The organism is Mesorhizobium sp. M0195 (genome assembly GCF_040322115.1).
Classification (GTDB): domain Bacteria; phylum Pseudomonadota; class Alphaproteobacteria; order Rhizobiales; family Rhizobiaceae; genus Mesorhizobium.
The window spans coordinates 1-25,631 of the sequence record NZ_JAMYSV010000027.1 but is presented as its reverse complement, the minus strand read 5'-3'; the positions used below and the strand labels follow the sequence as shown (position 1 = coordinate 25,631).

Annotated in this window: 22 protein-coding genes and 4 pseudogenes; 9 read left to right on the top strand and 17 right to left on the bottom strand. The window is 59.3% G+C overall.

Going from position 1 to position 25,631, the window contains the following annotated elements; all coding sequences use genetic code 11:
- Nucleotides 1-110 precede the first annotated feature (110 nt).
- From NKJ12_RS28685 to NKJ12_RS28670, 4 genes are all read left to right on the top strand, one after another.
- Nucleotides 111-1,115 (top strand): NADP-dependent oxidoreductase, encoded by a 1,005-nt coding sequence (locus NKJ12_RS28685; protein ID WP_352706733.1) that lies wholly within the window; start codon nt 111-113, stop codon nt 1,113-1,115.
- Between the two features lie 452 nt (nt 1,116-1,567).
- Nucleotides 1,568-2,161: an SET domain-containing protein-lysine N-methyltransferase gene (locus tag NKJ12_RS28680; RefSeq protein WP_352706731.1), complete on the top strand. Its 594-nt coding sequence runs from the start codon at nt 1,568-1,570 to the stop codon at nt 2,159-2,161.
- Nucleotides 2,162-2,546: 385 nt separating this feature from the next.
- Nucleotides 2,547-3,683, top strand: coding sequence for an aromatic ring-hydroxylating oxygenase subunit alpha (locus tag NKJ12_RS28675; protein WP_352706729.1), 1,137 nt, complete (start codon nt 2,547-2,549; stop codon nt 3,681-3,683).
- A 13-nt stretch (nt 3,684-3,696) separates the two neighbouring features.
- Nucleotides 3,697-4,638 carry a DMT family transporter gene (locus NKJ12_RS28670; RefSeq protein ID WP_352706727.1) on the top strand — a complete coding sequence of 314 codons (942 nt, stop codon included), beginning with the start codon at nt 3,697-3,699 and terminating at the stop codon, nt 4,636-4,638.
- A 486-nt stretch (nt 4,639-5,124) separates the two neighbouring features.
- Here NKJ12_RS28670 and NKJ12_RS28660 read toward each other — a convergent pair whose 3' ends face one another.
- On the bottom strand, nt 5,125-5,307 hold the full coding sequence (locus NKJ12_RS28660) for a hypothetical protein (RefSeq protein ID WP_352706725.1): 183 nt from the start codon (nt 5,305-5,307) through the stop codon (nt 5,125-5,127).
- Nucleotides 5,308-5,556: 249 nt separating this feature from the next.
- Nucleotides 5,557-6,133, bottom strand: a pseudogene (locus NKJ12_RS28655) (DUF3991 domain-containing protein); the annotation flags it as partial.
- On the opposite strand from NKJ12_RS28655, the gene NKJ12_RS28650 reads away from it, so the two are divergent.
- Nucleotides 6,100-6,549 (top strand): SOS response-associated peptidase family protein, encoded by a 450-nt coding sequence (locus NKJ12_RS28650; RefSeq protein WP_352706723.1) that lies wholly within the window; start codon nt 6,100-6,102, stop codon nt 6,547-6,549. The pseudogene NKJ12_RS28655 and the gene NKJ12_RS28650 sit on opposite strands and share 34 nt — an antisense overlap.
- A gap of 94 nt (nt 6,550-6,643) precedes the next feature.
- A complete protein-coding gene (locus NKJ12_RS28645) occupies nt 6,644-7,396 on the top strand; it encodes a helix-turn-helix domain-containing protein (RefSeq protein WP_352706720.1) in 753 nt (250 codons plus the stop codon).
- Here NKJ12_RS28645 and NKJ12_RS28640 read toward each other — a convergent pair.
- From NKJ12_RS28640 to NKJ12_RS28625, 4 genes and pseudogenes are all read right to left on the bottom strand, one after another.
- Nucleotides 7,393-8,270: pseudogene (locus NKJ12_RS28640) on the bottom strand (toll/interleukin-1 receptor domain-containing protein). The gene NKJ12_RS28645 and the pseudogene NKJ12_RS28640 sit on opposite strands and share 4 nt — an antisense overlap.
- A 108-nt stretch (nt 8,271-8,378) precedes the next feature.
- Nucleotides 8,379-9,782: a hypothetical protein gene (locus NKJ12_RS28635; protein WP_352706718.1), complete on the bottom strand. Its 1,404-nt coding sequence runs from the start codon at nt 9,780-9,782 to the stop codon at nt 8,379-8,381.
- 81 nt (nt 9,783-9,863) lie between these two features.
- Nucleotides 9,864-13,117 (bottom strand): annotated as a pseudogene (locus NKJ12_RS28630) (error-prone DNA polymerase).
- Nucleotides 13,114-13,251 carry a hypothetical protein gene (locus tag NKJ12_RS28625; RefSeq protein ID WP_352706775.1) on the bottom strand — a complete coding sequence of 46 codons (138 nt, stop codon included), beginning with the start codon at nt 13,249-13,251 and terminating at the stop codon, nt 13,114-13,116. The pseudogene NKJ12_RS28630 and the gene NKJ12_RS28625 overlap by 4 nt, the downstream one beginning before the upstream one ends.
- 126 nt (nt 13,252-13,377) lie before the next feature.
- On the opposite strand from NKJ12_RS28625, the gene NKJ12_RS28620 reads away from it, so the two are divergent.
- The gene (locus NKJ12_RS28620) at nt 13,378-14,289 is read left to right on the top strand and encodes a DMT family transporter (protein WP_352706716.1); all 912 of its coding nucleotides are present in this window, start codon (nt 13,378-13,380) and stop codon (nt 14,287-14,289) included.
- Nucleotides 14,290-14,570: 281 nt separating this feature from the next.
- Here the strand turns inward: NKJ12_RS28620 and NKJ12_RS28615 are convergent, their stop codons facing one another.
- The 10 genes and pseudogenes from NKJ12_RS28615 to NKJ12_RS28575 all read right to left on the bottom strand — a co-directional run bounded on the left by NKJ12_RS28615 (nt 14,571) and on the right by NKJ12_RS28575 (nt 21,960).
- Nucleotides 14,571-14,924, bottom strand: a complete 354-nt coding sequence (locus NKJ12_RS28615) for a hypothetical protein (RefSeq protein WP_352706714.1) — start codon at nt 14,922-14,924, stop codon at nt 14,571-14,573.
- Nucleotides 14,917-15,120: pseudogene (locus tag NKJ12_RS28610) on the bottom strand (Sua5/YciO/YrdC/YwlC family protein); the annotation flags it as partial. The gene NKJ12_RS28615 and the pseudogene NKJ12_RS28610, both read right to left, overlap by 8 nt.
- A gap of 22 nt (nt 15,121-15,142) precedes the next feature.
- The gene (locus tag NKJ12_RS32355; protein WP_502905749.1) at nt 15,143-15,349 is read right to left on the bottom strand and encodes a recombinase family protein; all 207 of its coding nucleotides are present in this window, start codon (nt 15,347-15,349) and stop codon (nt 15,143-15,145) included.
- Entirely contained in the window at nt 15,342-15,473 is a 132-nt protein-coding gene (locus NKJ12_RS32350; RefSeq protein WP_502905748.1) for a hypothetical protein, read from the bottom strand. The genes NKJ12_RS32355 and NKJ12_RS32350 overlap by 8 nt, the downstream gene beginning before the upstream one ends.
- A 281-nt stretch (nt 15,474-15,754) precedes the next feature.
- Nucleotides 15,755-16,462: a DUF1906 domain-containing protein gene (locus NKJ12_RS28600; RefSeq protein WP_352706711.1), complete on the bottom strand. Its 708-nt coding sequence runs from the start codon at nt 16,460-16,462 to the stop codon at nt 15,755-15,757.
- A 160-nt stretch (nt 16,463-16,622) separates the two neighbouring features.
- A complete protein-coding gene (locus NKJ12_RS28595; protein WP_352706709.1) occupies nt 16,623-17,237 on the bottom strand; it encodes a glutamate acetyltransferase in 615 nt (204 codons plus the stop codon).
- A gap of 175 nt (nt 17,238-17,412) precedes the next feature.
- Nucleotides 17,413-18,288 (bottom strand): Evf family palmitoylated virulence factor, encoded by an 876-nt coding sequence (locus NKJ12_RS28590; RefSeq protein ID WP_352496684.1) that lies wholly within the window; start codon nt 18,286-18,288, stop codon nt 17,413-17,415.
- Nucleotides 18,289-18,426: 138 nt separating this feature from the next.
- Nucleotides 18,427-19,122 carry a helix-turn-helix domain-containing protein gene (locus NKJ12_RS28585; RefSeq protein ID WP_352451774.1) on the bottom strand — a complete coding sequence of 232 codons (696 nt, stop codon included), beginning with the start codon at nt 19,120-19,122 and terminating at the stop codon, nt 18,427-18,429.
- A 290-nt stretch (nt 19,123-19,412) separates the two neighbouring features.
- The gene (locus NKJ12_RS28580; protein WP_352706768.1) at nt 19,413-20,345 is read right to left on the bottom strand and encodes a LysR family transcriptional regulator; all 933 of its coding nucleotides are present in this window, start codon (nt 20,343-20,345) and stop codon (nt 19,413-19,415) included.
- Between the two features lie 235 nt (nt 20,346-20,580).
- The gene (locus NKJ12_RS28575; RefSeq protein ID WP_352706706.1) at nt 20,581-21,960 is read right to left on the bottom strand and encodes an alpha,alpha-trehalose-phosphate synthase (UDP-forming); all 1,380 of its coding nucleotides are present in this window, start codon (nt 21,958-21,960) and stop codon (nt 20,581-20,583) included.
- A 569-nt stretch (nt 21,961-22,529) separates the two neighbouring features.
- Here NKJ12_RS28575 and NKJ12_RS28570 point away from each other — a divergent pair.
- Together NKJ12_RS28570 and NKJ12_RS28565 are read left to right on the top strand one after the other, a co-directional pair.
- Nucleotides 22,530-23,249 (top strand): winged helix-turn-helix domain-containing protein, encoded by a 720-nt coding sequence (locus NKJ12_RS28570; protein ID WP_352706704.1) that lies wholly within the window; start codon nt 22,530-22,532, stop codon nt 23,247-23,249.
- 176 nt (nt 23,250-23,425) lie between these two features.
- Nucleotides 23,426-23,650, top strand: a complete 225-nt coding sequence (locus tag NKJ12_RS28565) for a hypothetical protein (RefSeq protein WP_023722452.1) — start codon at nt 23,426-23,428, stop codon at nt 23,648-23,650.
- Between the two features lie 1,379 nt (nt 23,651-25,029).
- Here NKJ12_RS28565 and NKJ12_RS28560 read toward each other — a convergent pair.
- On the bottom strand, nt 25,030-25,631 hold a 602-nt coding region (locus tag NKJ12_RS28560), incomplete at its 5' end, for a LysR substrate-binding domain-containing protein (protein ID WP_352706701.1).

Genomic DNA, 25,631 nt, shown 5'->3' with positions numbered 1-25,631 from the left:
AAATAATGTTTCTCCTAGTTGCCCATTATCATGGAATGCAATTTATTGCATCAGGAAGAAGTGGTTCGGTCATCAGGGTTTGAGTGACGGAACCCGCTAAGGAGACCGCCATGGCCAAAAATCCTAGCTGGGTACTACGGAGTTATCCGTCGGGAATGCCGACTGTCGGCAATTGGATGCTGGAAGATCGCCCGATTCCGGAACCCGCAAAGGGACAACTGCTACTCAAAACCTTGTGGCTTTCGGTGGATCCTTACATGCGGGGTAGGATCAGTCGCGCGAAAAATTACGCTGCTGGCTTTGGATTGGGGGATCTGATGTTGGGAGGTGGAATCGGGGAAGTGATCTCATCCGAATCCCCTGATTTCAAGCCCGGCGACATTGTCATGAGTGACTATTTTGGATGGCAGCCTTTTACGACCATTCCTGCGTCTTCAGCCAAGGTTGTGACCGCGACCGACGCCCCAGTCCAAGCCTCGCTCAGCTACCTAGGGATGCCGGGTCTGACGGCGTATTTTTCGCTACTCAAGACCGGCAATCCGAAACAAGGCGAAACAGTCTTGATCTCCGCGGCCTCTGGTGGCGTGGGGCAGATTGCGGGGCAAATCGCGCGGATCAAGGGACTTGATCCGGTAGCTGTTGCGGGCACGGACGCGAAACTCGAATGGTGCAAAAAGCTTGGGTATCGCGAAGGCGTCAACCACCGAACGTCGACTGACTTGGTGGCCGATGTCGCCGCTGCGTGCCCAAACGGAGTAGACGTGTTTATCGATAATACTGCGGGACCGATCCATGATGCGGCAGTGTTAAATCTCAATACGTTCGGTCGAGTTATCGTTGTCGGAACGATTGCTTTGGCTGATAGGTTTGATCAACCAGATATCGGTTTGCGACATCTCAGGAAAACTCTGATCGCCCGCGCTCGGATCGAGGGCTTTTTGCTTGATGATCACGAAAGCGAATTTGATACGGCAAAGGCCGACCTGTTGTCTTGGTATAAACAGGGGCTTTTTGAGACAAGAGAAGATGTCGCTGAAGGGATAGAAGCGGTACCTTATGCCTTTGTGCGCATGTTAAATGGAGAGAACTTCGGCAAGCAGCTCATAAAACTATGAGACAAAATGTATTTTCATTTTCTACGGCCGGGCCGCGTGAGTTCTTTATCCCCCCGCGTGGCTGATTGGCACCAACGGCCCTGCTTAAAACTCCCGCGCGCAGCGAACCGATGTTGTTCGAGGACTCGATTCCCGCGATTCTAATAGCGAAACAGCGGGAGCGGCGCGGCGAACTGTAGGCATTTAAGCCATCTTGTCGAAACCTTCACTCACAACTCCTTCTGGGCTCTTCGGCTAGTCGAGGTACAGGCAGCTCGATCGACGCTTTCCGACATTAATTGTCTCGTTTGTACCGTCCGCCACAGCCATTATCTGACCCTGGCTCAGGCAAAATAGCTGAAAGTCGGCGAAAAAGAGCTTGTTCGGGCGAACGGCAAATTGGCACGGATCTTGATGCACTTTTTACAAGGGAACTGACCGTCTCATAAGTTCAGATCAGTGCCTAGTTTGAAATGTCATGTTGGAAGAATGGTTCCGTGCCAAATCCACGCGTAAAGAAATGCGCCTCTATCTTATCAGACCATGCTGGTTGTGCGAGGAGAATCAATGTCCGCAACGTGAGGGTCCGCGATGCAGGCGACGAGAGAGGGCGCGGCGTGTTCGCCGCTCGTCGTTTCTTGCCCGGCGAAATTGTTATGATTGGGCTAGTTCACCGCCTGGAAAAAGTTAGGTCGATATACTCGATTCAAATGGATTGGAACGTTCATGCCATCTTTGAGAAGCCGGCGATATTCTCGAATCACTCTTGTGATCCGAATCTTGCCATCGTGCCTAACCGTTTCGGAGCCTATAGTTTCATCGCTATTCGGGAAATCTCACCTGATGTCGAGGTGACCTGGGACTACGCCACCTCGGAGATTGAGTGCATCTGGGTATCGGCCTGTCTTTGTTCGGCAGCAAATTGCCGAAAAACAGTCGGGGGATTTCCCACCTTGCCTCCGGATCATCCGCTGCTCACGTCAGCATTTTACGCACCTTATCTCCAACGAAACCCTAGGCATTTCCCGAGGGGGATAGGGATGTTGGCAAAGATCGTAGGCTCCTAGTGCCTGGAGTCATCGATCACAGAGTGAGCTGAGGCCGACCTACGCTCATCCGGTCACACAAGGCAAAGGATGCGAGCCCAGTAGCAAAAACAGCGCTTATCCTGGTTGAAGGTCATGCAGTCATGGTCTGCTATATTGCAAAGCTGCTCAGCGTCTTGGTGTTCAGCTATTACCCCGTCGGCTGATCCAGCTACCTACGAGTATCTTGCGGCGAAGGTTTGCGGCAGTCCGTGCCAATACAGAATCACCCAACGTTAGCTCCTCAAAAGAGACCGGCGTTCAATACCTGCTTATCGGTTGGCAGCGGATTCCAAGGAGATAGAAAGCTCTGCTTCAGAGATCGGCCTGCCGAGGTTTCACACGCAGCTGACCAGAGGGGTTTGCCATGAAGATCAATGTTCCTTATCCACCCCAGGAAGTGGCCCATTCGAGAACGCTGCCGGGTAGTTTCTACGCCGATCCCGAGGTTTTTGAGGCCGAGAAACAGGCCATCTTCATGAAAAGCTGGCACTACGCTTGCCATGAAACCGCCCTGTTGGAGAAAGGCGCATTCGTTACACTGCAAATCTTTGATCAGTGCGTGTTCGTGGTTTGCGAACAGGACGGGCAGATCCGGGCTTTCTTCAACGTCTGTCCTCACCGCGGACATCTACTGCTGGAAGGCCGCGGTGAGAAGAAGGTCATCACCTGTCCGTATCATGCTTGGAGCTACGACCTTACCGGGCGGCTGGTAGCAGCTAGGGAAAGTGGCGACGACAAGAAATTTGTGGGTTCGGCCATCTGTCTGAAGCCTGTCCAAGTGGGCTTTATCGCGGGTTTTGTCTTCGTGAACCTCGATGCGGGCGCCGCCCCCTTCTCAGACTATATTGCAGAGCTGGCATCAAGCATCGCCAGCGTCATCCCCGACCTGAGCGGCTACAAGGTGCGTGAAGGCGTCGGCTATTTCGGGGGCGACTACGAGTGCAACTGGAAGATCGCGATCGACAACTTTCTTGAATGCTACCACTGCGAGACTGCCCACAAGAGCTTTTGCGACATGATGGACGCAAAACGCTCGACTTTCACTCTGCACGATAATTTCATCTATCAGTTCGTCCCTTCCGGCGGGAAAGAGACCAGTGCGGCCTATCCGATTAATCTGGAGGAGGATGCCGTTGACGGACATTTCTGGTTCCTCTTCCCCAACATCATCTTCTCGATCTTTCCGGGCACGAAGAACTTTTCGGTCTCGTGGGTCGAGCCCGTCTCGGCCGAAACTTCCATACGGCGGTTCGTGACGCTCACGCCCGACAACATCTCGAAGGAGCGGGAAGCCGCGCGCTCGAAATGGGGGTTAGACGTTCTGAACGAGGAGGACCGGCAAATCTGCCGCAGTGTGCAAAAAGGGATGTTCCAGCGCGGCTTCGACATGGGCTATTATGTCCTGGATCCGCTGAGCGGCAATCTGAGTGAGGATACGGTTCGACAATTTCATCGCATGTACATGCGCTGGATGTTCCCCGATGCGGGTATCCCGAAGTGATTGGGGCTATTCCGTGACGACAAATGAGGCTGTCGCAAAGCAGGATCAGGTAGGGCTTGCCATCATGGCGATGGTCTTCACCGACCTCACGCTCTCAATCGCCGATGCTATCATCAAGGTCGCGGTTTCCGATATGCCGCTATTGCAGTTCATCTTTCTGCGATGCGGCATCACGGTTCCTCTCCTGGTTCTGATCCTCAGGCTGCGTTACCCGGAGGTCCCGCTACGCCCGGTTTTCCCTGCCTGGGCGATCCTGAGAAGCAGTCTGCTCCTGGTCAGCCTGCTGCTCTACTATGCCTCGCTGCCACAGCTCGACTTCTCAACGGCCGCTGCCGTCTATTACACGATCCCGCTCTTCACAACCCTGTTCGCTGCGGCCTGGATCAGGGAGCCCGTCGGTGTTCAGGGCTGGACCGGGGTCGGGATCGGTTTTGGGGGCGTGCTTCTCATGCTCAAGCCACAAGCCGGGGATCTGAACATCTTTGCCTTGCTGCCGCTGACATCGGCGATGCTCTACGCTCTCGCGGTGGTCGTCACTCGCACGAAGGGCCGAGGCGAGCATCCCTTGGTCCTGGCCCTGACATTCAATCTGATTGCTATTGGCCTCAGTGGTGCCGTCACCGGCCTGGCCGGGTTGGGCGACACGGCCGAAGCACTGGACGCAACCGGGGGCCGTTTCCTCGGTGAGTGGATCGCGATGGGCTGGTTCCAATGGGGATTGGTCATGCTTTTGAGCATGACGATGCTGATCGGCAGCGTCGGAACGGCCATCGCCTATCAACTCGGGCCGCCTTCGGTCATTTCAACCTGGGATTTCTCATATCTGGCCTTTGCGGTTTTGTGGGGGGTGGTCCTGTTCTCCGAACGCTTGGATGCGGCATCGTTGTTGGGCATCGCACTTATTGCTTTGGCGGGCATCATAGCAACCCGCCGCCGCCCAGCTCTTCGATGTTAGGTCATCAACTCTGAGGAATCAGGGCGTCTCTTAGCCTCGCATTGAGGGTGACGACGATCTTTCGCATGACGGCTGCGATAGCCACCATTGGCTTTTTGCCGTTGGCGATGAGGCGTTTGTAGAAGGCTGCGAACTCGCCTTTTCCGGCGGCTGCGCGCAGAGCGGGCATGAACAGCCGGGCGAAGCTTCACCCTTGTGGCGACCGGCGGGCATGCGGCAGCCGGAATTGATTTTCTTCTCGCCGCCTCATTTCCCTCCCCATTGGTCGCACGCAGCGGCTCTCATGCATGGATGCGACCAACAGCCGTCATTGCACTGATGTTGCTTGGCACAACCACGGCCATGGCCGTCGAGCTGGAATCTCCCGACAGGGTCGATCCACTCTTTGACTGTTCGACGCCCGCGCTCGATGCGAACACGCCGGAAAGAGCAAAACTGCTCCGGGTTCAGTACGGGCCACGCTCTCGTCAGGGAGTTGCGCCAAACCTATGCGTCTCGCTCGCCGGCCTGTTCTGGGATCAGCAGGAAGGCGTCGACAGCAGGCTGGTCCTGCGCTTGACCCGCGACGATCCGGTCGAAACGCGCAAGCTCACCATTTGCGGCGAGCCGCTGACGGTCGCGTTTATCGCCGGCCAGATGCACACGCGTGAAGAGCTTCAAAAACTCCACGCCGACAACCTCGAATGGTTCCGCGGCAAGTTCCCTGGGCTACAGGGAACCTACGCGGATGAACGCACGGGCGAGATCGTACTGGATATCTACATTCCGGGAGCCGAGGGCACGGACGTCGAGGCACTGCGGCAGCATGCCGAGTGCCGGCTGGGCGCGCCGCTGCGGGTCCACATGACGACGGCGGGAATGCTCCCCGATAGTTGTTGTCGGCGCTGCTGCGCGGTTCTTGGTTTCAGCATCGCGTTCGACGCGGCCGGCGTCTGCCGGACCGAGCCGGAACACCACCTTGCTGCCGCCCGTCGCAAAGCCGCGCCATTCCGGGCCGCGTTCCTCCCAACCGGTGACGATGCCGGCCGCATCCGTATGTGCCGCCCACATGCTGCCATACGGGCCTTCGCGCAGGTCGTTCCGAGTGATCGCGGTGCGGATCACCGGCTCAGGAATATGCCGATCGTCGCGTAGATAGCACCAGGTCGCTGATCCGCGCCAAGGCTTGCGCAGAGCCCGCCAGCGTTCGGGGATGGAAAGGTCCGGCTCCCGTTCCCGGGACTGCCGGGTCCATGCAGGCTCCGAGGGCACAAAGCCGACCAGTGATGCAACCTGAAAGAATGCTCCGAGGAAATCGCAGCCTTCGAGGCAGCGAATAGATATCGCCCTTGGCGTCCGAAAGCGGATCGAACCAGCCCTTGCCCTCATGGATGACGATGACGATCTCGCTCTGGCGGCGATATTTTATCGCCTTGCGCGTGCTCTCCTTGGTGTCGAGCGCAAACCCGCAACGCTCCGGTGATGCGCGCCGCCGGCAACGGCATCGAACTCGCACAGATGAACTTCAGCTTTCCGCCCGGCCGGCCGAAGGGCGGCCCGGTGTTCAACTTCCGGTCGGAAGGCCGCGATTTCTCTAAGAGTCATCGCTGCCTGATCCCGGCGTCGGGGTTCTTGGAATATGTCGGCACGAAATACCCAAAGACCCAGTATCGATTCGGCCTGGCCGGAGCACCATTCCTCGCTATCGCGGGGCTATGGCGCGAGGCCGAAGGCAATCATCCGGTTGGCTTCACCATGCTGACAACCTCGCCGGGTCCCGACATCGCGCCCTACCACGATCGCCAGGTGGTGGTTCTGAAACCCGAGGATTGGGCCGCCTGGCTCTATTTGACCAAGCCGCAGGCCGAACTGCTGCGCCCGCTGCCTGCGGGCTCGCTCGAGGTCGAGATGGTGCGGGAGGGCCGGGCATGACGCGGCCGCGGCCCGGCCTGACTGAAGGGCGTTTCGGTCTCTTTTTCCCGGCCGGTCTGAGGCATGGTCGTGGGCACGAAAGGAGACTTCTTCCATGAATGCCCAGGAACTTCTGGATAAGATCAATGACCTGCCCAACAAGCCGGTCGATGTCCCTACCGCGCCGGCGATCGAACTGGTCGCCATGGTGGTGCGCTGGGGCCGGCATCTCAAGCAGTGGAAGGCAACGACGCTCGCCGACTTCGCGCGCGTCTCGTTGTCCACGGTGGAGCGTGTCGAGCGTGGCGAAAAGGTGAGCCGGGAAGCGCTCGACCGCATCGCCCAGGCGCTGGGCTATGAGGCTGGCGCGTTCACCACGCCGCGCTTGCCGATCGGCGCCGACAAGGCCGCCGAGCAGCTCATCGAGACCTACGGCCATCTCGAGCCGGTTCCGGTGGCGCCGATGAAGACGCATAAGGCCATCCGCGACGCCGCCAAATGCGACGCCTACCTGATCCACCGTCCCGGCGTGCCCGACACCTATGACGACGACATCGCCAATCTCGGCGAATGGCTCGACCTGGCCTCGTTCATCCTGTCCGATATCGTCGAGGATTCCACGCCGTCCGAGCGCGGCCGCCGCGATCTCTATCATGACATTCTCGCGGCGGTGGCGGAACTGGAGCGCCGCGGCCTCACCGTGTTGTCCGGCGTGATGCACACACCGCAGCCGGGACTGCCCGACTGGAAGGTCGCCATCGTCTCGGTGACCCCGCGCCTTACCGATCCCGGCGCGGTGAAGCGTCGCCACGTCATGGTCGACCGCCGCACCGTGGCGGTGGCGCCTGGCTGGCTGGCCAACGCCTAGGGGATGAGGGCAAGCCGCTCGGCGATGAACTGGGCGATCTCAGCCGGACTGAAACGCCGCGCATCGACATAACCGTCGGTGCGGAACACGCCATCGACGGCGCCATCGTCGACGCGAATGAACATGACGCGCTGATTTTCGCGGGCCATGATGATGTCGCGGATGGCGCGGAACTCGACGCCGCACCAGTCCTTGCGCTGGTAGTCCGCGCCGAGGAAGACAACGATGAGCTTGGAACGGTTGCGGTAGATGTCCTGCAGCAGGGTATCAAGCGACGGCCGCGCCAGTTGGGACACGTAGTTGTTGTCGTAGAAATAGGCGTTGGGGCCGATGCGGGCCTCGAGCTCGCGGGCGACTTGCTCGACTAATCCGCGGGCCTCCCCCGGAAACGAGAGTCCGACGTCGAAAAGGTGCTGGGTGATGTCGACGGCCCGCCCTGCCTGTCGGGTCCATGACGGCAAGACAATGCCGCGCGCGGCATGCAGCTCCCTTGGGAGATTCACATCCTTGACCGCCCAATGGGAGCGGTTCATCTCCCAGTTTCCGATGTCGAGCTCGAAGGCGAGAGCGTCGAAGTCGGTCGGGGTCAGAAAGGGGTGGACGGGGATCAGTTCATACTCGATGCGGCTTGCCCGCGTCGGACGGTCACTTCCCGTATGAGCCCGAACTTGGGATCGAGGCCACGGGCGGTCTCATAAGCGAATATGCACGGCAACTGCGTCAGTTCGACCAGGGCAACCTGGTCGAGGCCGCCGAATTTGTCGGCGATCTGCTTGTCGGTGTATTCATGCTGATTGACGCATCGGGACAGATCGAAGGTGCAAGGTGCCCCTTGCCATTCCTCCTCCCAGCCAGAAACGAAGAAATTGTACATCTGTTGGATCCCTCCGGTCGTCGCCCGAAAGGGGGCAATGAGGATGGGGATATAGCACGCATGCCGGCAGGGGACGACTTGGCGGGTGCTCGGCGCCTCGGACGGCGCCTAGACGTCTTGCAGAAGGTCGCGGATCGGCTCGTCTGGCGTCGGCGTCCAGCCGGCGAGCCGCGAGACGAGCGCGCAGAAGCAGCGGGCAAAGGCCGCCTGCGCGGCGATGATGTTGGCTTGTTGGCCCAGAGAGCCGCTGTGCACGATCTCGCTGCGTGCGTGGTAGATGGCAAGAACTGCTTGCTCATAACCGCCCACGCCGGGCACGCCTTTGAGGCAGATACCCAGCCGGCGCTCGATGCGCTCGGCAACACCCCTCTGGTAGGTATCGGTGAGCAAGGTCTCGAAGGCTACCGCGATGGCGACCACGGCTTCGGACTCGTTGATGCGCGATCCGAACGACTGCCGATACCAGTCGAGCGCTGTGACAAAGCGCTTATACAGACGCTGTTGAGCCTTGTTTTTACTGGTCAGGTTCACATGACGGAAATAGCCCTGCTCGACGGTTTTGAGCCCCGCCACAACCGCGGACGAGAGCCGCTTCATCCGAGTGGTCGAGAGCTCGTCGGTGGAGATCATAGCGGCAACGTCGGAAAGTCGGGCTAGCTCCAGGGCGGAGACGTTCATGGGCACGCGCCGCAAGCTCATCGGCCGACCGCGCAGGTTCTCGCCGATGAGATAGTGGCGGATGTCGAGGGTCTCCCAGTTGTTGACGCTTGATGTCGCGTGAAACCCGTCGACCGGGCCGCTCTTTTCGACCGAAAGTGCATGCAGCATGAGCAACCCGGATGCTGCAGTCCGGATCTTTAGCGAATAGACGAACTGGTTTTCGTACATGTCGCCGGTATGCGAGGTGAGGCGGACGAGCATCAAAGGGTTCCGATCCAGCCACCCAGCTTGTGAGGCGAAGTGGCGGACATCCTCAAACGCAATACGTTGCCTGATCCCAAGGGCTGAAGCCATTTCGACCAGCCGCGCATGAGCAGCTTTGACCGAGTGCTTCTGGCCACTGACGGCGTAGCCTGCGCGAGGGAAGGCGACCCAATCCTGCAGCGAGGACGAGGGATGGAAGATCGGCGACATTTTCATGCCGAAGCTGGTCAGCGGATAGAGGACGAAACCGGGCCGCTCGGCGCCCGCCTGGGCGAGGTGGGCGATCACCCGCGCCGCGATGTTGCCGCCGCCTGCCTTGCCCGCACCCAGCACGCATTCGTCCAGAACCGATCGCCCAACGTAGATCTCGTGCGACCACAATGCGCGGGCGATGGCGGCGCGGAGATTGACAATGTGGTGCTCAATCGCATTGCGCTCCGAACTCGATAACAGCTTCTCATCGGTGACCAGATCGTCGACCGATGCGAAATGATTGAGCTGGTTGTGCTTGCCGGCGAGGTAGCTTTCCGACTGCTGGACCGCCCTGGTGGATTTTACCGCCAGGGTCGGCAGGATTTTGGGGGTCAATTGTCCTCCAGAAACGCAGCTCGACTTGCCCGCCTCAAACGGATGACATGTCCGCTCGAATGGTAGGTGGTCGGTGGATGATTATCGAAAGTCCCGGGTCTTTACCTTGATTGGCTCGATCTGCAAGGTCGGGTCAACCAGATCGCGGGGACGAAATCCCTTTGGCAAGCTGCGCGGATCGATCCCGGGTCCACCGTGATGGGCTTCCTCGCCGCGCCCATGCGGAAGCGGAAACGGAGTCTCACGGTTGCCGACACTGGGATCGGTGAGCTGGTGAGCGACGAGATGCACCACCTCGCCCTCGCGCTGAATCTTGCCCCGGACGGAAAGCATCGAGGAGGAGAGCAGCACGCGACGAAACTTCTCGAAGACCTTGACCCAGACCACGACATTGGCCGCGCCCGTCTCATCCTCCATGGTGAGGAACATCACCCCCTTGGCCGAGCCGGGCCGCTGGCGGACCAAGACCAGCCCGGCCGCCTCCAGCCAGCGACCATCCCGCGCCTGCATCGCGTCCCTGCAGGTGACAATGCGACGGCGGGCAAGATCGGCGCGCAGGAAGGTCAGCGGATGGCTGCGCAGGGTGAGGCCAACATGACCATAGTCCTCGACCACTTCCCTTCCGGCCGTCATTGGCCGCAGCGCTATGGTGGGCTCGTGGATTTCCGATACCGTCTGCTGCTCGCGGGCCGAGGCGGCGGCAAAGAGCGGCAAGGGTTCATCGCGCAGCCCCTTGAGTGCCCATGGCGCCTCGCGGCGCCCCAGACCCAGATGGGGGCGGAAAGCATCGGCCTCGGCGAGCTGGACGAGCGATGCCGCGGGCACGCCGGCCCGATGCCAGAGATCGTCGATGGAACCGAAAGGCTCGTCCATCCTGGCCGCGACGATCGCCGCTGCGCCGGCGTTGGCCAGGCCCTTCACCATGCGCAGGCCGAGCCGGACCGCGAAGGTTCCTTCCCGTTCCGTCGGTTCGAGCGTGCAGTCCCATCGCCTGGCATTGATGCAGACGGGACGGATCTCCACGCCGTGGTCGCGGGCATCGCGCACGATCTGCGCGGGCAGGTAGAAGCCCATCGGCTGGGAATTGAGTAGCGCGGCGCAGAAGACATTCGGGTGGTGGCAATTTCATCCAGGAGCTGGCATAGGCAATCAGCGAGAAGCTGGCCGCATGGCTTTCGGGGAAGCCATAGCTGCCGAAACCTTCAAGCTGCTTGAAGGTCGTGGCCGCGAAGTCGGGCGTATAGCCATTGGCGATCATGCCGCCGATCAGCTTGTCCCGGAACTTGCTGACCCCGCCGGTGTGCTTGAACGTCGCCATGGCGCGGCGCAGCTGGTCGGCCTCTCCGGCCGAGAAACCGGCACAGACCATGGCAACCTGCATGGCCTGTTCCTGGAACAGGGGCACGCCCAAAGTCTTGCCGAGCACGCGCTCGAGCTCGGGGGTCGGAAACTCCACCGGCTCCTTGCCCTCGCGGCGGCGAAGATAGGGATGCACCATGTCGCCCTGGATCGGGCCGGGCCGCACGATGGCGACCTCGACCACCAGATCGTAAAAGGTGCGCGGCTTGATACGCGGGAGCATCGACATCTGGGCGCGGCTTTCGATCTGGAAGACGCCGATCGTGTCCGCCTTGCGGATCATGGCGTAGGTCGCCGGGTCTTCGGCCGGGATGGTGGGGAGGTCGAGCGTGATCTCTTTATGCTCGGCGAGCAGATCGAAGCTGCGCTTCATGCAGGTGAGCATGCCGAGCGCCAGGACGTCGACCTTCATGAATTTGAGGATGTCGATGTCGTCCCTTGTCCCACTCGATGACCTGGCGGTCGACCATGCGGGCGGGCTCGATCGGCACCAGGTCATCAAGCCGGTCATTGGTCAGAACGAAGCCGCCCGGATGCTGCGACAGATGCCGGGGGGTACCTTCGAGCTGCGGCGCCAATTCGAGCGTCAACCGAAGCCGGCGATCGGCGAGGTTGAAATTGAGCTCGCGGGCGCGGCTTTCATCGATGCCTTCGCCGTGGCCCCAGACCTGAGAGGAGAGCAGCTTGGTGACATCTTCAGGCAGGCCGAGCGCTTTGCCGATATCCCGGATGGCGCCCTTGGTGTGATAGCGCACCACCGTCGAGCACAGCGCACTGTGGTCGCGGCCATAGGTCTCGCACACCCACTGCATGACGATCTCGCGCCGCTCGTGCTCGAAGTCGACATCGATATCCGGGGGCTCGTTGCGCTCCTGCGAGACGAAGCGCTCGAAGAGGAGATTGTTGCGCTCGGGATCAATACTGGTGATGCCCAGCACGTAGCAGACTGCGGAGTTGGCGGCCGAGCCTCTGCCCTGGCACAGAATGTCCTTGCTGCGCGCGAACTGCACGATGGCGTTCACGGTGAGGAAGTATGGGGCATATTGCAGGATCTCGATCAGGCGCAGTTCGTGTTTGATGAGCGCCACGACCTTATCCGGCACGCCCTCGGGATAACGTCGCTCCGCGCCTTCCCAGGTCAGCTTTTCGAGCGCCTGCTGTGCCGTCAGCCCAGGCAGCATCTTCTCTTCGGGGTATTGGTAGGCAAGCTCGTCGAGGGAGAAGCGGCATTGCCGGGCGATCTCGAGCGTGCGCGCAAGGGCTTCCGGGTAGCGCGAAAACAGCCGCGCCATTTCTTCCGGAGGCTTCAAATACCGATCGGCATGACGTTCGCGCCGGAATCCCAGCTCGTCGATGGTCATGTTGTGGCGAATGGCCGTCACCACATCCTGCAGGATGCGCCGGCCCGGTTCATGGAACAGCACGTCGTTCGTCACCACCGTCGGCACCTGCATTCTTGTGGCGAGGTTGGAAAGCCCATGCAGGCGGAGCTGGTCGTTGGGGCGCCGGCGCAGGGTCAGCGCCAGATAGGCGCGATCACTGAAGGTTTCCCGCACGCGACGCAGTTGCAGGGCACAGGTGTCATCGGCTCGGTCAGGGACAAGAACGGCGATCAGGCCCTCCGCATAGTCGGCCAGGTCGCTCCATTCGAGATGGCATTTCCCTTTGCCGCCGCGCTTCTTTCCCAGCGTGAGAAGCCGGCACAGCCGGGAATAGGCTGCCCGGTCGGTGGGATAGACGAGCAGGGACATACCGTCGATGAGATCGAGGCGGCAGCCGACGATGAGCCTGACGCCGGTGTCTTTGGCGGCTTGATGGGCCCGCACGATGCCGGCTAGGGAATTGCGGTCGACTACTGCCAGAGCCTCGATGCCGAGCGCGGCCGCCTGCGCGAACAGGTCGTCGCAAGAGCTGGCGCCGCGCAGGAACGAGAAATGGCTGGTCACCTGCAGCTCGGCATAGCGCGGCCCGCTCATCCAAAGACCCCATGCAGGAACCATTTATGGGAACCGGTCTCGGGATCCTCGCCGTCGCCGGCGCGGTAGATCCAGGTAAAACTGCCCGTTTCGGCGACTTCGGCCAGAAGGATCATGTCGTCCACGCTGTACAAAGCGACGCATCCTCTCTCGTGTCGTTGCTCATTGTACAATAACACGGACAAAATTTCCGTATGATCGGAATTGTTGGAACGTTCTTGGCTCGGTAGCCTCGGCACCCGAAGCAGGGAACGCGAAAAATGTCGATCAGTCAGACGGCCCCCAAGGCGGACAGGGTGGGCATCGCCATTGCGGCGATGGTTTTCACGGACCTGACGCTTTCCATCGCGGATGCGATCATCAAGGTCACGATCTCGGACATGCCGCTGTCGCAGTTCATTTTCCTGCGGTCCTGCGTCACGCTGCCCTTGTTGATCTCGATCCTGAAATGGCGCTTTCCGCAGGTGTCGTTGCGCCCAGCCTATCCTGGCTGGGCCATCGTGCGAAGCAGCCTGCTTCTGTCGAGCCTGCTGATCTATTACGCTTCGCTACCGCGCCTCGATTTCTCGATGGCGGCGGCGGTCTATTACACGATCCCGCTGTTCATTACCCTTTTTGCGGCCTTCTGGATCAGGGAACCTGTCGGGGTGCAAGGTTGGGTCGGAGTCGCCCTCGGCTTCATCGGTGTGCTGCTCATGCAGAAGCCGCAGGCCGGCGACCTTGGCATCCATGCCGTGATGCCGCTGGTTTCTGCAATTCTCTACGCTCTGGCGATGGTGCTGACGCGCACCAAGAGCCGTGGCGAAAACCCCTTCGTTTTGGCGCTGATCTTCAACCTGATAGCGATCGTTCTCGGGGGCAGCGCTAGCTTGGCGACCGTGATGGCAGGGAGCGAGGGTGGACAAAGCCTGTTCATGGGCGCGTGGATTCCAATGGGCTGGACCCAATGCGCGCTGATCGGGCTTTTGAGCATGACGATGCTGATCGGCAGCGTCGGCACGGCCATCGCCTACCAGTTGGGACCATCCTCGATCATCTCGACTTGGGACTTTTCATATCTAGCCTTCGCAGTGCTATGGGGCGTCGTGCTGTTCTCGGAACGTCTGGATGCGGCTTCCATGCTCGGTATCATTCTCATCGCACTGGCCGGGATTATCGTCATCCGGCGTTAGCGGCGATATATTGGAGCACCGAGTCCGGATGATGGCTTCGGGCTCTTTGCTACTGTCGCAAAACTGCTTGACCTTCGCACGCTGCAAAAGTCTGCGATTCAATTTTGCCAAACTTGGGAAATTGAGACATTCGGCATCAGGAGATGACAACGATCTCCCTTGAGACAGGTTGAGCGTGACGATTTGGAAAGACCCGTGGGGGGAAGACGTTTGGCCCCGCGTACGTTCGACGACTGCGCAGGAAGCGGCCAATGATGTTTAGCACCTGGCCGAAACCCTCATCACCATCGCCGGCAGAGTAACATCAGCTGGGTCGAACGGTAGCCCGGATTCCGGTCGGCCACAATGAGGTCCGGCTTCGTGTCGAACAGGCCTCGATACAGCCCCAACGCCTGCCTCCACGCGTTCTGGTTCTTCAGCTCGTCGAGGTCGCCGAGATGCTGCGACAGCAGCGCGTTGCCGTCGCCCGCCAGGCAGAACGCGGCCTTTAGATCGCCGCCCGCAGCCAGCGCCCTGACCGGGGCATCGAAGCCCGCCGGCAGCGCCAGCGGCTCCGGCGCGAAGCCGCGCGCGCCGCAACACCGAAATGCCGTGCCCGTCGAATCGCACCACGCTGTCGTCGAGCCGGTTGACAATCTCGCAGTCGTGCATCAGCCAGAAGTCGGCGATCCCGGCAAGCTCCTGCCGCGCCTCGTCATTGTCCGTGCATTGCGGCTCGCCCGAGCGATTGCCGGAGGTCATCACCACCGGACCGTCCAGCGCCCGCAGCAAGAGATGATGCAACGGCGTGTAGGGCAGCATGAAACCGAGCCGCTCGTGCTGCGACGCCACGCCCGCCGCAACGCCGCAGCTGTCACGGCGCTTCACCAGCACGATCGGCGCCGCTCGGTTCCGGCACTGGCCGGCTTGTCGTCGTGTCGATCGCTTCTGTCAGCGAGCGGAAACCGGCGCTGGTGGCTTCGATCCGCTCCATGATCGTGAGAACGTCCTTGAGTGAGCGAGACAGACGGTCGAGCTTCCAGACGACGACAGTGTCGCTCTCCCTCAAATGATCAAGCATCCCGGTGCAATTCCGGCCGCTCCCAGCGACCGCCGGAGGCCTCCTCCTTGAGGATACGCTTGCACCCGGCATCGGCGAGCGCCCTGGCCTGCGCCGTGTTCGACTGGTCGTCGCCTCTGCTCACGCGGGCGTAGCCGATCAGCACTCTGGTTCCTTTCGCAAACGGTCGTTTATGGAAGGCCGAGGGTGTCCACGAGAATACAGGTGCGGAGCCTTTCATAATCCTCTTTCCATTATGGCGCCGTAAGGCAAGCGGTTTGTGAAGGGATGAACGATGCCGGGATATCGATGACGAAGACGCAGGGGGAGAAGCTTCCGGTGCAGCGTGACAAGGCGTGGGCGTGCCTTGTACCGTTCGGGAGGAATCGACCATGCGAAAGCTCTTGCCCGGCCGGGAGCGAAGATTTAGCGCTCCTCGCGCAGCAACTTTGAACAACGCAGACGTTCCTTCGCGTCGCGAGAGGGGAGAGTACCTGCCGGCCCAAATTGACCAAAGTTTTCAAGGGCCGGATTGAGGACATTTCCATCGTATCCGAAGCCCCCGATCTCGGAACGCTTTTCCATAAACTTTTGGAAAAGCGACCAATCCCCCTGCTTGAGCGCTTGTCTCGTTCCGGACCATCCCAACGAGCCAGAGAGCCATATATGGTCCACCAGCCCCTGGCGCTTCATGTGGTGTCCGACCGTGCCCGATCCGTAAACGCCAACGAGATAACGGCCAGCCAACGCATTCCGCACACTCCTGAAGTAGGGTGCTATTCGTGCAAGATGCTGTGGTGTGTGGTAGTCCCAATCGACTGCAAAATAGATTCCGGAGCCTTCGGGCTGTCCCAACGCGGCGGCCAGATCAAGCGCACGACCGGAGTCTCGCTCTCCAGCCGCACCATGCAAGTCTCTGATATTGCCGCCCGCGCCACCCCGCTGCTCGAAGGCCACAGCTACCGATATTCCAGCACCATGAAGGGCGGCGAGTTCCTCCCCTGTCAGACATTTTGAGGGAAATGGTGTACTATTCCGATGGTTGTAGTACCGGATTACTGTATTGACGCCAGATTCTGCCAAGCACACAGCAAAATCGCCGACGTTCTGCGGGACGTCGATAATATCGTGCATAGTCCGTCTCCCCGAAGGCCGAAATTGTATGGAAAATGCGCAGTTTATACGGTCACCTCGCCCTCCCACGCTATTTCTTCGCGCAGCCTTTTGATGTCATTTCCCGCAGCCACCAACGCGGCGCAGACGCAATCAGCTATTCCTCTGTTTGCCCTTGGGTCTATTGCAGAATGTCGCTACGTCTCTGACTATGGGACCGCCGGCTGGAGAACAAGCGCAGGTAGTACGGTGAGTCGCTCGGCGAGCTGAAACGGCCGAAAACCTGCGCGATAGTGGATTGCGTTTGCTCGTTTGACAGGTTCAGCGATGCGGAGAGCAATATCGAGGTGATGGCGAGACTGTCAGCGCTTCCAAGTTCGACCACGGCAAGGCAGGTTAAAGATAGACGGACTTCCGCGGAGTCGGATTGATCTAGGACGAGGCAATTGAACGCCGTCGGTTCGCCGTGTTTGCTCAGATAGCTACGGATTGCCTTTGCCAGACCGACGCCAGCTTCATTGCCGTCGGCGGCATTCGCGCAAATTGACGCAAAGGCACTGGGCAATTCCGCCACGTCCATCGTGCGGTTTAGCGTTCTTGAAGTCGTGGCGGTTTCCACCTGGTTCGGTACCATTTGCGCGGCATTCTGCCATGCTCGAGAATCCAGAGTCCGGGTTTGGTCTTCGAATAGTTTCTGGACCATGGCAGAGCAAATCCTCTCCGCCTCGAGCGGTTGGCTGCTCTGCGGGCCGATCACCAGGAAAAGGCCCGCAGCTGTTTTTGCGAATGGGTTCATGTCTGCTTCCCTATGGAAGCGGGACCGGAGTTCGCCGGCACCGGGGGCGCGACAGAGCATCGGTAGTTCGCAAGGGCTTACCGGACCGCTCTATCGCATCCATGATGCGGGCGACGTTCGTCCAAATCCACGCTATTGGTTGGGTGCGCTGCTTTCGCGATCAAAGGCCTGACGATCAGACCTGCGGCTTGATGTCTTGTTGCGGCGTCGAGCCACCGTTGAAAAAGTTCTTGGCCTTCTTGAACTGGTCGGTGGAGTTCTTATTCACAAGCTCCTGGAAGTTTTCGTGATCGGGGCCGCCTTTGCGGATCCGACGGGTCTGAACGAGATTGGTGACCTCGGCATAGTCCATGTCGACGCGGACGTAGTGGGTCGACGAACAAGAGGATTTCAGCTCGAGGAAGTGCTCTTTGAACTCGATCTGCCGCAGAACGATTGCTCCGTAGTCGTAATATCCGCCTGCCCCATTATCGAGAAGGTAGCTCTGGTAGGTGCATGTCAGCGCCTTGTATCGCTGCGCCTTGCCGTTTGCACTGAAGGTGAGATTCCCCATTTCTGTAAGGAAGGACTGGAAATCCAGCAGCAACGATGCCCCGTCGGTAATGATCGCCTTGGCAATCAGCGAGAGGAAAGTAGCTGAGACCGACGTCCCGGCCACCTTTTTTGAAAAACTCTTCAGTTTTTGCCTGCCCATAGAGAGATCTGGAATGTTGCCAACAACATCGGTCCATGTGTTGATATCAAGCTTCTGTGCATCGATGTTCGCATAATGGGTATGCATGTAGTCGTTAATAATTCCTCCTATTGCCAGTAGATTGTCCTGATTCTCATTGAGGGTGCCGCTGTACGTCGGATCTTCGGTTTTTTGGCCGATGAGGTGAAACTGCACTGTCCCTTGAGCGTTGGCGATCGTGTCGTCACTGGGGGGCGCAGCATCTAACTGGGCCAAAACAAGGGGCTTGGCGTAGAAAAATGCGGACGCCGCCTCATAGTGTTCTTTGGAATAGCGCTGTTCATGCTCTTGAACATTCACTGAAAATGCGTTCGACATGCTTTATCCTCCTGCTGTGAGACATGAGCGTTGGTCGAGAGCTTAAGGTGCCCAAAGCGCGGAAACGCCTCGGAGATGAGATGATCTTTGCGTGCCCGCGTCGCCTTATACCAATTCGCTCCGGCCCCCACCTTTGCGTTAGACAGGCTTTTCTCTGCGCCGTATCATTTTGCGATAGCGCAGTGGCGAGAGGCCATGAAACGCCTTGAAGGCTGTGGAGAAGTTGTTGCTGTTCTCGTAGCTGAAGGATTCGGCGACCTTGGCGATGCTTTCATGCCCGTTACGCAACCGGTCAGCAGCCTCCGTCATCCGGTAGCGCCGTAGCCAAGTCATTGGCCCGCAGCCAAACGATGTCTCGAAACGGGTGGTGAGCGTTGTCCTGTTGGTCCCTACCATTCGCGCCAATTCGACGCGGGTGATCTGCTGATCGACCCGCTGCGCCAGCAGACTGCATGAATTCTGAACGATCGGATCGGCTGAGAAGAAAGGCGGGGTAGAACGCTGCGCGAACTGAACGATGCAGGCGGTAAGTCTGCGCAGGACTTCCTGCTCGGTGAGCGGCCACAACAGGTAATCGGAATACCCGTTGGAGAAGACCGCTTGTCGATCCAGGCTCTCTTCCAGAACCAGAGCCAGTTTGACAGGTTCGGGCGAGAGCTTCGCACGCCCGTGCTTGTCGTGAATCGGTTCGCGACAATCGACGATGACGATCTGCGCGGAGCGCCCTGCCCGCAATAAACGGTGATCAAGGATATCGATCTGCCTCAGAGAACTCGCGATTAGTGCCAAGGACTTGCATGCTTCGGGGTCCGAGCCAAGATATGCTGCCAGCATGCAGGCACCTCACAGACACCATGGGAAGCTGGCCTGTGGAAGGCTTGGCGCGGCCGAATGGCGGTCGAAGAGAGGCGGTTTTTGGCCTGTATATAGATGGCTGGGCGTATGATACCTTCTCGTCTGGCCCTGTTGCCTCGCTTCAAATTGTCGAAACCGGCACGGTTTCAATGCGCTGGCACAGCAGAGCCAGCTTCCCCTCCCAACGGGCGAGCAGGGCAATAAACTTTTTCCGTCATATCCTGACGATAGCCCCGGATTCGGATCACGTTTCTTGCCTAGGCGACTCATCAGTCACTTGCCTTCCCAGTTGGGATATTTTGCTCTGTTCCCGCCGCCGCGGCGACGGCGATCTCGTGGCGCAGCCAACGATGCTCCGGGTCGCGATGGGAACGCTCGTGCCAAATCAGCGCGACTTCATAGGGTGTCAATTGCACAGGCGGATCCATAATCGCTAGCGGCAGCAAGGCGGCGATCCTGGTCGCGACGCGGCGTGGTACAATCAACAGCAGATCGGTCGCCGCGATCGCCAACGCGGCCGTCAAGATGTTGGAAACCAACACCGGATCGCGACCCTGGAGATCTAACTTGACCATTTCGTCATGCACCCGGCCGAAGCCGTCTTTGGAGTCCAAGGCAATGGCTGCGTGGCGCAAGGCCGCGAAGCTCTCGATTGTCCATTCCCGCGCCAGGGCTGGATGGTCGTGGCGCAGCAGGCAGGCAAACCGGTCGGAGTAGAGGCTGCGCCTCAAGTATCCGGGCGGCGAGGCGCTAATCTGCCCTATAGCCAAATCGATCTCGCCTAGCTCAAGCCGCCGCATCGCGCCGGAGAGAAGCGGATCGATGACGACGTCCAGATGAGGCGCGTGCTGGCGCAGCCGGGGCAGGAGCCGCGGCAGCAGGACCAGTCCTTGATGATCGGGCATCGCCATTATCGCCTTCGATCGCCAATTGGCTTGGGCAAGACTGCCGTTCACTATCCCGCGGATCGCATCCAGCACCGGCGGCAGCATTCGGCTCAAGCGTTGGGCCTGCGGGGTCGGAACCAGGCCCATGGAGCCGCGAACCAAAAGATCGTCGTTGAAAATGCCACGCAGCCTCCTCAACGCTCGGCTCATCGAGGGCTGGCTCAAGCCCACGTGTCGAGCCGCATGCGTGACGTTGCGCTGTTCCAGCAGCGCTTCGAGCGCAAACAGCAAGTTCAGGTCAATCGACGCCAGCATTTGCCGCTGCCGTGTGGCGCGAGGTTCCGCGACAAACGGCTGCGCCCGCTTTTTTGAAGTTTCGCGACTGCAAGCGAGCTCATCCACGGCCTTCTCCTCTTGTCTTAGTAAGCGGTGTGCTCGCGCTAAGCGTCAGCACATTCGGCATCGCTCAGCGAGGCCGAAATGCTGCCTGATTCACTTGGTCGCGGTCAGCCTCATGCTGGCGAAGCTAGGCCAAGGAACGCGGCAAAGCTCAGCGCTGATCCAGGCCTAACAGAAAGTCGTCGCACCAGCGATAGACGTTGTATTCGCGGAGCCGGCCGATCATCGCACGCCAACGATCGATCCGCTCATCTAACTGCATGTCCAGGGCTTCTTCGATGGCCCTCGCCGTCGCTTCCGGATCGTAGGGATTGACGAGGATCGCTCCGCCTAGCTCTCTGGCTGCGCCGGCAAAACGCGAAAGCACGAGAACACCTGGATTCTGTGGGTCCTGTGCGGCGACATATTCCTTAGCTACAAGGTTCATGCCGTCGCGGAGCGGCGTGACCAGGCCGACGCGTGCCATGCGGTATAGACCGGCGAGCTCGCTGGGTCCAACGGACCGGTTGATGTAGTGAACGGGCATCCAATGGATCGTTCCGAGTTCGCCATCAACGCGCCCCACCCGCTCGGCGACGTCCTTTTGCATCGCCAGATATGCCGGTATTTCCGTGCGGGATTTCGGTGTGATCTGCAGCAGTTGCGTCTTGCCGATGCGGTGGTCGTTGCTCCGCAGGAAGCGGTCAAACGCGACGATGCGCTTCTCGATGCCCTTCGAATAGTCGAGGCGGTCGACGCCGATCGCGACTTTACAACCGGGAATCCTCTGAGAGGGCTCCTGCAGAGTCTCGCTGCGCGCCGCCTGCTCGGCCAGTCGTTCGAACTCGGCCGTGTCGATGCCGATCGGAAAAACGCCGCAGCGAAACACACGTCCATAGGCTTGGCACACACCGTTTGTGATGGGGTCCGGTAACCCCTGACGGCGCAAGCATTCGGCGAAGTTACTAAGATCGTCATCGGTATGAAAGCCGACGAGGTCATAGCACGAAAGCCCGCGTAGCAAATCATCATAGTGCGGTACGGTGAAGAGGATGTCCGCCGCCGGCCACGGAATGTGCAGGAAGAAGCCGATCTTATTGCCGCAGCCGAGGTTCCGCAGTTCTTTCGCAAGCGGGATCAGGTGATAGTCGTGCACCCATATGACGTCGTCGTCGCTGATGAGCGGCTGCAACAGCTTTGCAAACAGTCGGTTGACGCGCTGATATCCGGACATTCGTGCTTCGGAATACTCGGCGAGGTCGACTCGGCAGTGGAAAACCGGCCAAAGAACCCGGTTGGCAAAGCCGTAGTAATAGTCGTCCAAATCTGTCTGCGAGAGATCGGTAAGCGCATAATTGATCCCGCCGGCCTCCCGGCGTGAGATCGGCCCTGACGGGTCCTCCCCGGCTTTCACCTTCCCCGACCAGCCCATCCATAGGCCGTGCCTTCGCCGGAGCGCAGCGCTCAGCGCAATCGCCATCCCGCCTGGCGGCGGGGAACCATGCTCGTCGGGCAGCGAAACCCTGTTTGAGACTACGACCAGTCTACTCATCTCCACTCTCCTGCTCTCGGACATCCCGCCGTTCATGAAAGCTCCGCCCCCTGAGCGATCTGCACAATAAGACATGCAAGTTCAAAAGAAAGGATAGCATGGGTCTAGAAAGGAGATTGGAATTAGATAAAAGGTTTGGCATCAGGAGTTTCCTGTAGACAGTGGAATTAACATCAAGGCGAGTTCTGCGTCTGATCAATAAATCTCGACGAATCCATACGAATGTCAACTTTTCAGCGATTTAAATTGAAACAAAACTGAACTGAATTGGAGCCGCCGGGAGAGGAAGTTGGGTGCAAAAGCGCTCCAGTGATGGTGCCAGAGGACCGGAGCGATACGAATCTCAGCGGGGATAAACCCGGTCTGCCGAACGAGTGGTCGCAGAGGACGGACAATCCATCAAAAACTAGCAGGCTTTGGGGGCACTGTTGCGCAGCAGGAACTCCGCATAGGACCTATTTGTCTGCGCTATTCCGCAATACGCCTGATGAAGATTGTCCCACCTGCTGAGCGTCACTAATTTGACTACCGTCCCCGGCAGCCCAAGCTGCAGTCAACAGGAAGTGACCATGAAGAACATCCTCATTGTCGGTCAGGACGCGTCGACGAGAGAACCGCTTATGGGCTTCTTGTCTAAGCATGAGTTTAACATCAGAGCGGTCGAAAACCGCCAGCAGGCCGCCAGCAATATGGCTTCTGAAGCGATTGATCTAGCAATTGTCGACCTGAGCTACGGCCGAGAGGACGGTTTGCAGTTCGTTCGAGATTTTGGTGCCAAGAGGGATCTTCCGATCATCATCATCAGCGGTGACTTCGTAGATGAGGCCGACAAGGTGATTGGCCTCGAAACCGGCGCTCGCGACTACATTACTAAGCCCTTCGGGCTTACGGAGTTCCGCGCCCGCGTGCGCGCCGCTATGCGCCAGCGGCCGGAGCGTGACCGAAACACCATCTACCGTTTCGATGACTGGCGAGTTAGCACCAAGCGTCGGAGCTTGCGCCGGGGAACGGATCCTGACGTCAAGCTCACCGCCGGCGAGTTCAACCTCCTGATGGCCTTTCTCAAGAACCCAGGTCGGGTCCTTTCACGTGAGCAGCTTCTGATGGCGACCCGTGTCTATGATCAGGAGGTCTACTACCGCAGCATCGATGTTCTTATCGTCCGCCTTCGCCGTAAGTTGGGGCAGGATAAGGCGCCGCGCCCGCAGTATATCCGCACCGAGCGCGGCGCGGGGTATATTTTCGACAGTGTCGTGAATATTGAGGAACTAAGGACGCGCCGTGGTTGATGGACGGCCAAGATCGCGCGGGAAGTGAACGTGACCCAGCACCACTGCAGGCGCTTCAGAATATCACGAATAGGGTCAGGCTTTGCCTTCATAGGAATGGCCTCCAGTCACCTGGGCACCTCGTACTACCGGCGTTTCGCGGACCGGTAGGGCCGCGCTGATTTCTGCGTGGACTGATGACGGCGATCGCTTCGGAGTTGGTTGTTGAGATTGCCGATTTTGGCATCGCGGTGGCGGTTTGCGCCGCCTTCGTCGTCATGCGGGCGCAGTTCGCCCCTGGTGCCATACGGGCGGGTGAGATTGTAGGCGAGATTGGCCATGCCGATCTTGGTCTGGCCCGCCCGATGCCGATCGTGCCCACGAACAAGAACTCGCGAGCAGCGGCTGTGGCGGCGACGTAACCTTCGGCCTTGCCGATCGCTTTACCAGTCGCCTTCGCCTGTACCATCAGACCGGCATATTCGCGCGAGGCATCCAGGTCGCAAGGCAAGACGCGATTTCAAATAAGGGGCCTCTCGCGGCGCCGACAAGGTTTCGGGATTTTCCGCTCCTCGCAGGTCGGTAGTGACTGTTGCATACGTGCAACTCAAGCGCGAAGAGTTATCTCAGGGGCAACACTATTCTTGAATTCGGCGGTCAGAATGCGAGTATCAGCCAAACTCGCCCGATCGAGTCTTCTCGCTACGGGCCACCAATCAACCTGGGACGCCCCTGTGAGTTGCTGGCGCAGTGAGCCGGGAGAGCCTCTCTTTCCCATACCTCCGCATTAAACCCGAGACCACTGTGCCAGCCCAGCGCCCTCCGCCGGCTGGCAGCAAGATGACGGCTGCCAAACGATGGGGCTCCGTGCTCTAAAGATAGAAAATGACGTTTGGCCTACTGCACACCGGGATTTTGCCTGTGATCGCTGCCACAAGCCATCGGTGGTCTTGGTGGTGACGAAACCGCATGCGTATGTTTGCCCGCTGTGTCTAGACGGCGATCCTGCCGAGCAAACTGAGCGTTTTGACTAACATTCTCGGCAAGCTTAGAAGGAGTGGTTCGCTCGATAACAACAAACCCCGAAAATACCTCGCTCATTGTCCGGGCCACGCGCTATCTGGATCGTGGAATTTCGTTTCATGAAGAAAACAGCGGCAGTTTTTAATGAGAGATGAAGTAACCGATCTTTTAACTGAGTTGGCCCTTTGGGCGAATGTGGTGATGAAATCGGAAAGGGGCGATAGAATTAAAATTTGCGCCGCCTACGACGCCGGTCTGCAGCTAATCGCTGAGCGTACTACGCCCGGGTCTCCGCCCCGACCGGGCATTGAAGCTTGCATCCTGCAGCATGAGAAACTGAAGGCTGCCGAAGACATCAGCTGCGTAGGTTGGATACTGGCCGCGATCGCCACGCGTGTTGGGGAACGAGATCTTCCGAAATGGGAGGAAGCTCAGAAGGTCATTGGCGCCACGGTTCGGTTGCTTAGTCGCTACCGTCAAACTCGCGTTCATTGAAGCCATGGCCGCGTCGGCGGAATGGCATTACAATGCTGTCGAGCATTCCCTGTAGCGTTGCACGGACGATGACGCCGGTAATTTACGGCTGTATGAACTGAGTGCCTCCGTCTCCGGCTGCGTCAGAAAACAGGTAAGTCAGTCGTTGTCGGGTTGGAAAAGAGGAAGGTCGCTGGAAAAGCGGGGCCAACCCATTCGCTTGCACACAGCCTGGGTTTTGCCAGCTCCTCAACCGCAACGTGCTGTCAATCTTCGTCTTGCCATGTCTTGAACGCCGAACTGTTCACGCCATTGGCGCCGCTTTGTCATCCCGTGCCCCGAAATGAGGCCGTCGTTCGAACGATATGCGCAGTTGCTTTTCCGCCAGAAACCGGCGAGCCAGATCGGTGTCGCGCTTACCCACGCGTGACACCCAGTCCGAAAACAGGCGAACCGCGCGCCGGTTCATATGCCGCGAAGGACAGACCAGCCAGTATCCCGGAAACTCGATGACCTCGAACTCTATCGAGACCGGAACCAGAGAACCCGACACCAGGTCCTCGAATGCGAGGGCTGTGCTTTCCAGGACCACACCTGCACCGTCCTTCGCCAGTTGAACCGACATTGACGAACGGTCGAAACGATAGGGATACGTCATGCGGGCGCCCTGGATACCGTTGCACGGCAGCCAATAATCCCACCGGAAATAGGCCTTCACACTGTCGATCAACCGCGCATGGCGAAGCTGCTCGCGCGGATCCGGTGAGATCGCGCGCAGTTCGGCAAGATAGGAAGGCGAGCACATCGGCAGGATCAGATCGTTGTAAGCGATGTTCCGACGGCACCTTTCGGGGATCGGCGTGAAGGACGATGTTCGGAGCCTTTGAGGGCTTCGACATATGACGA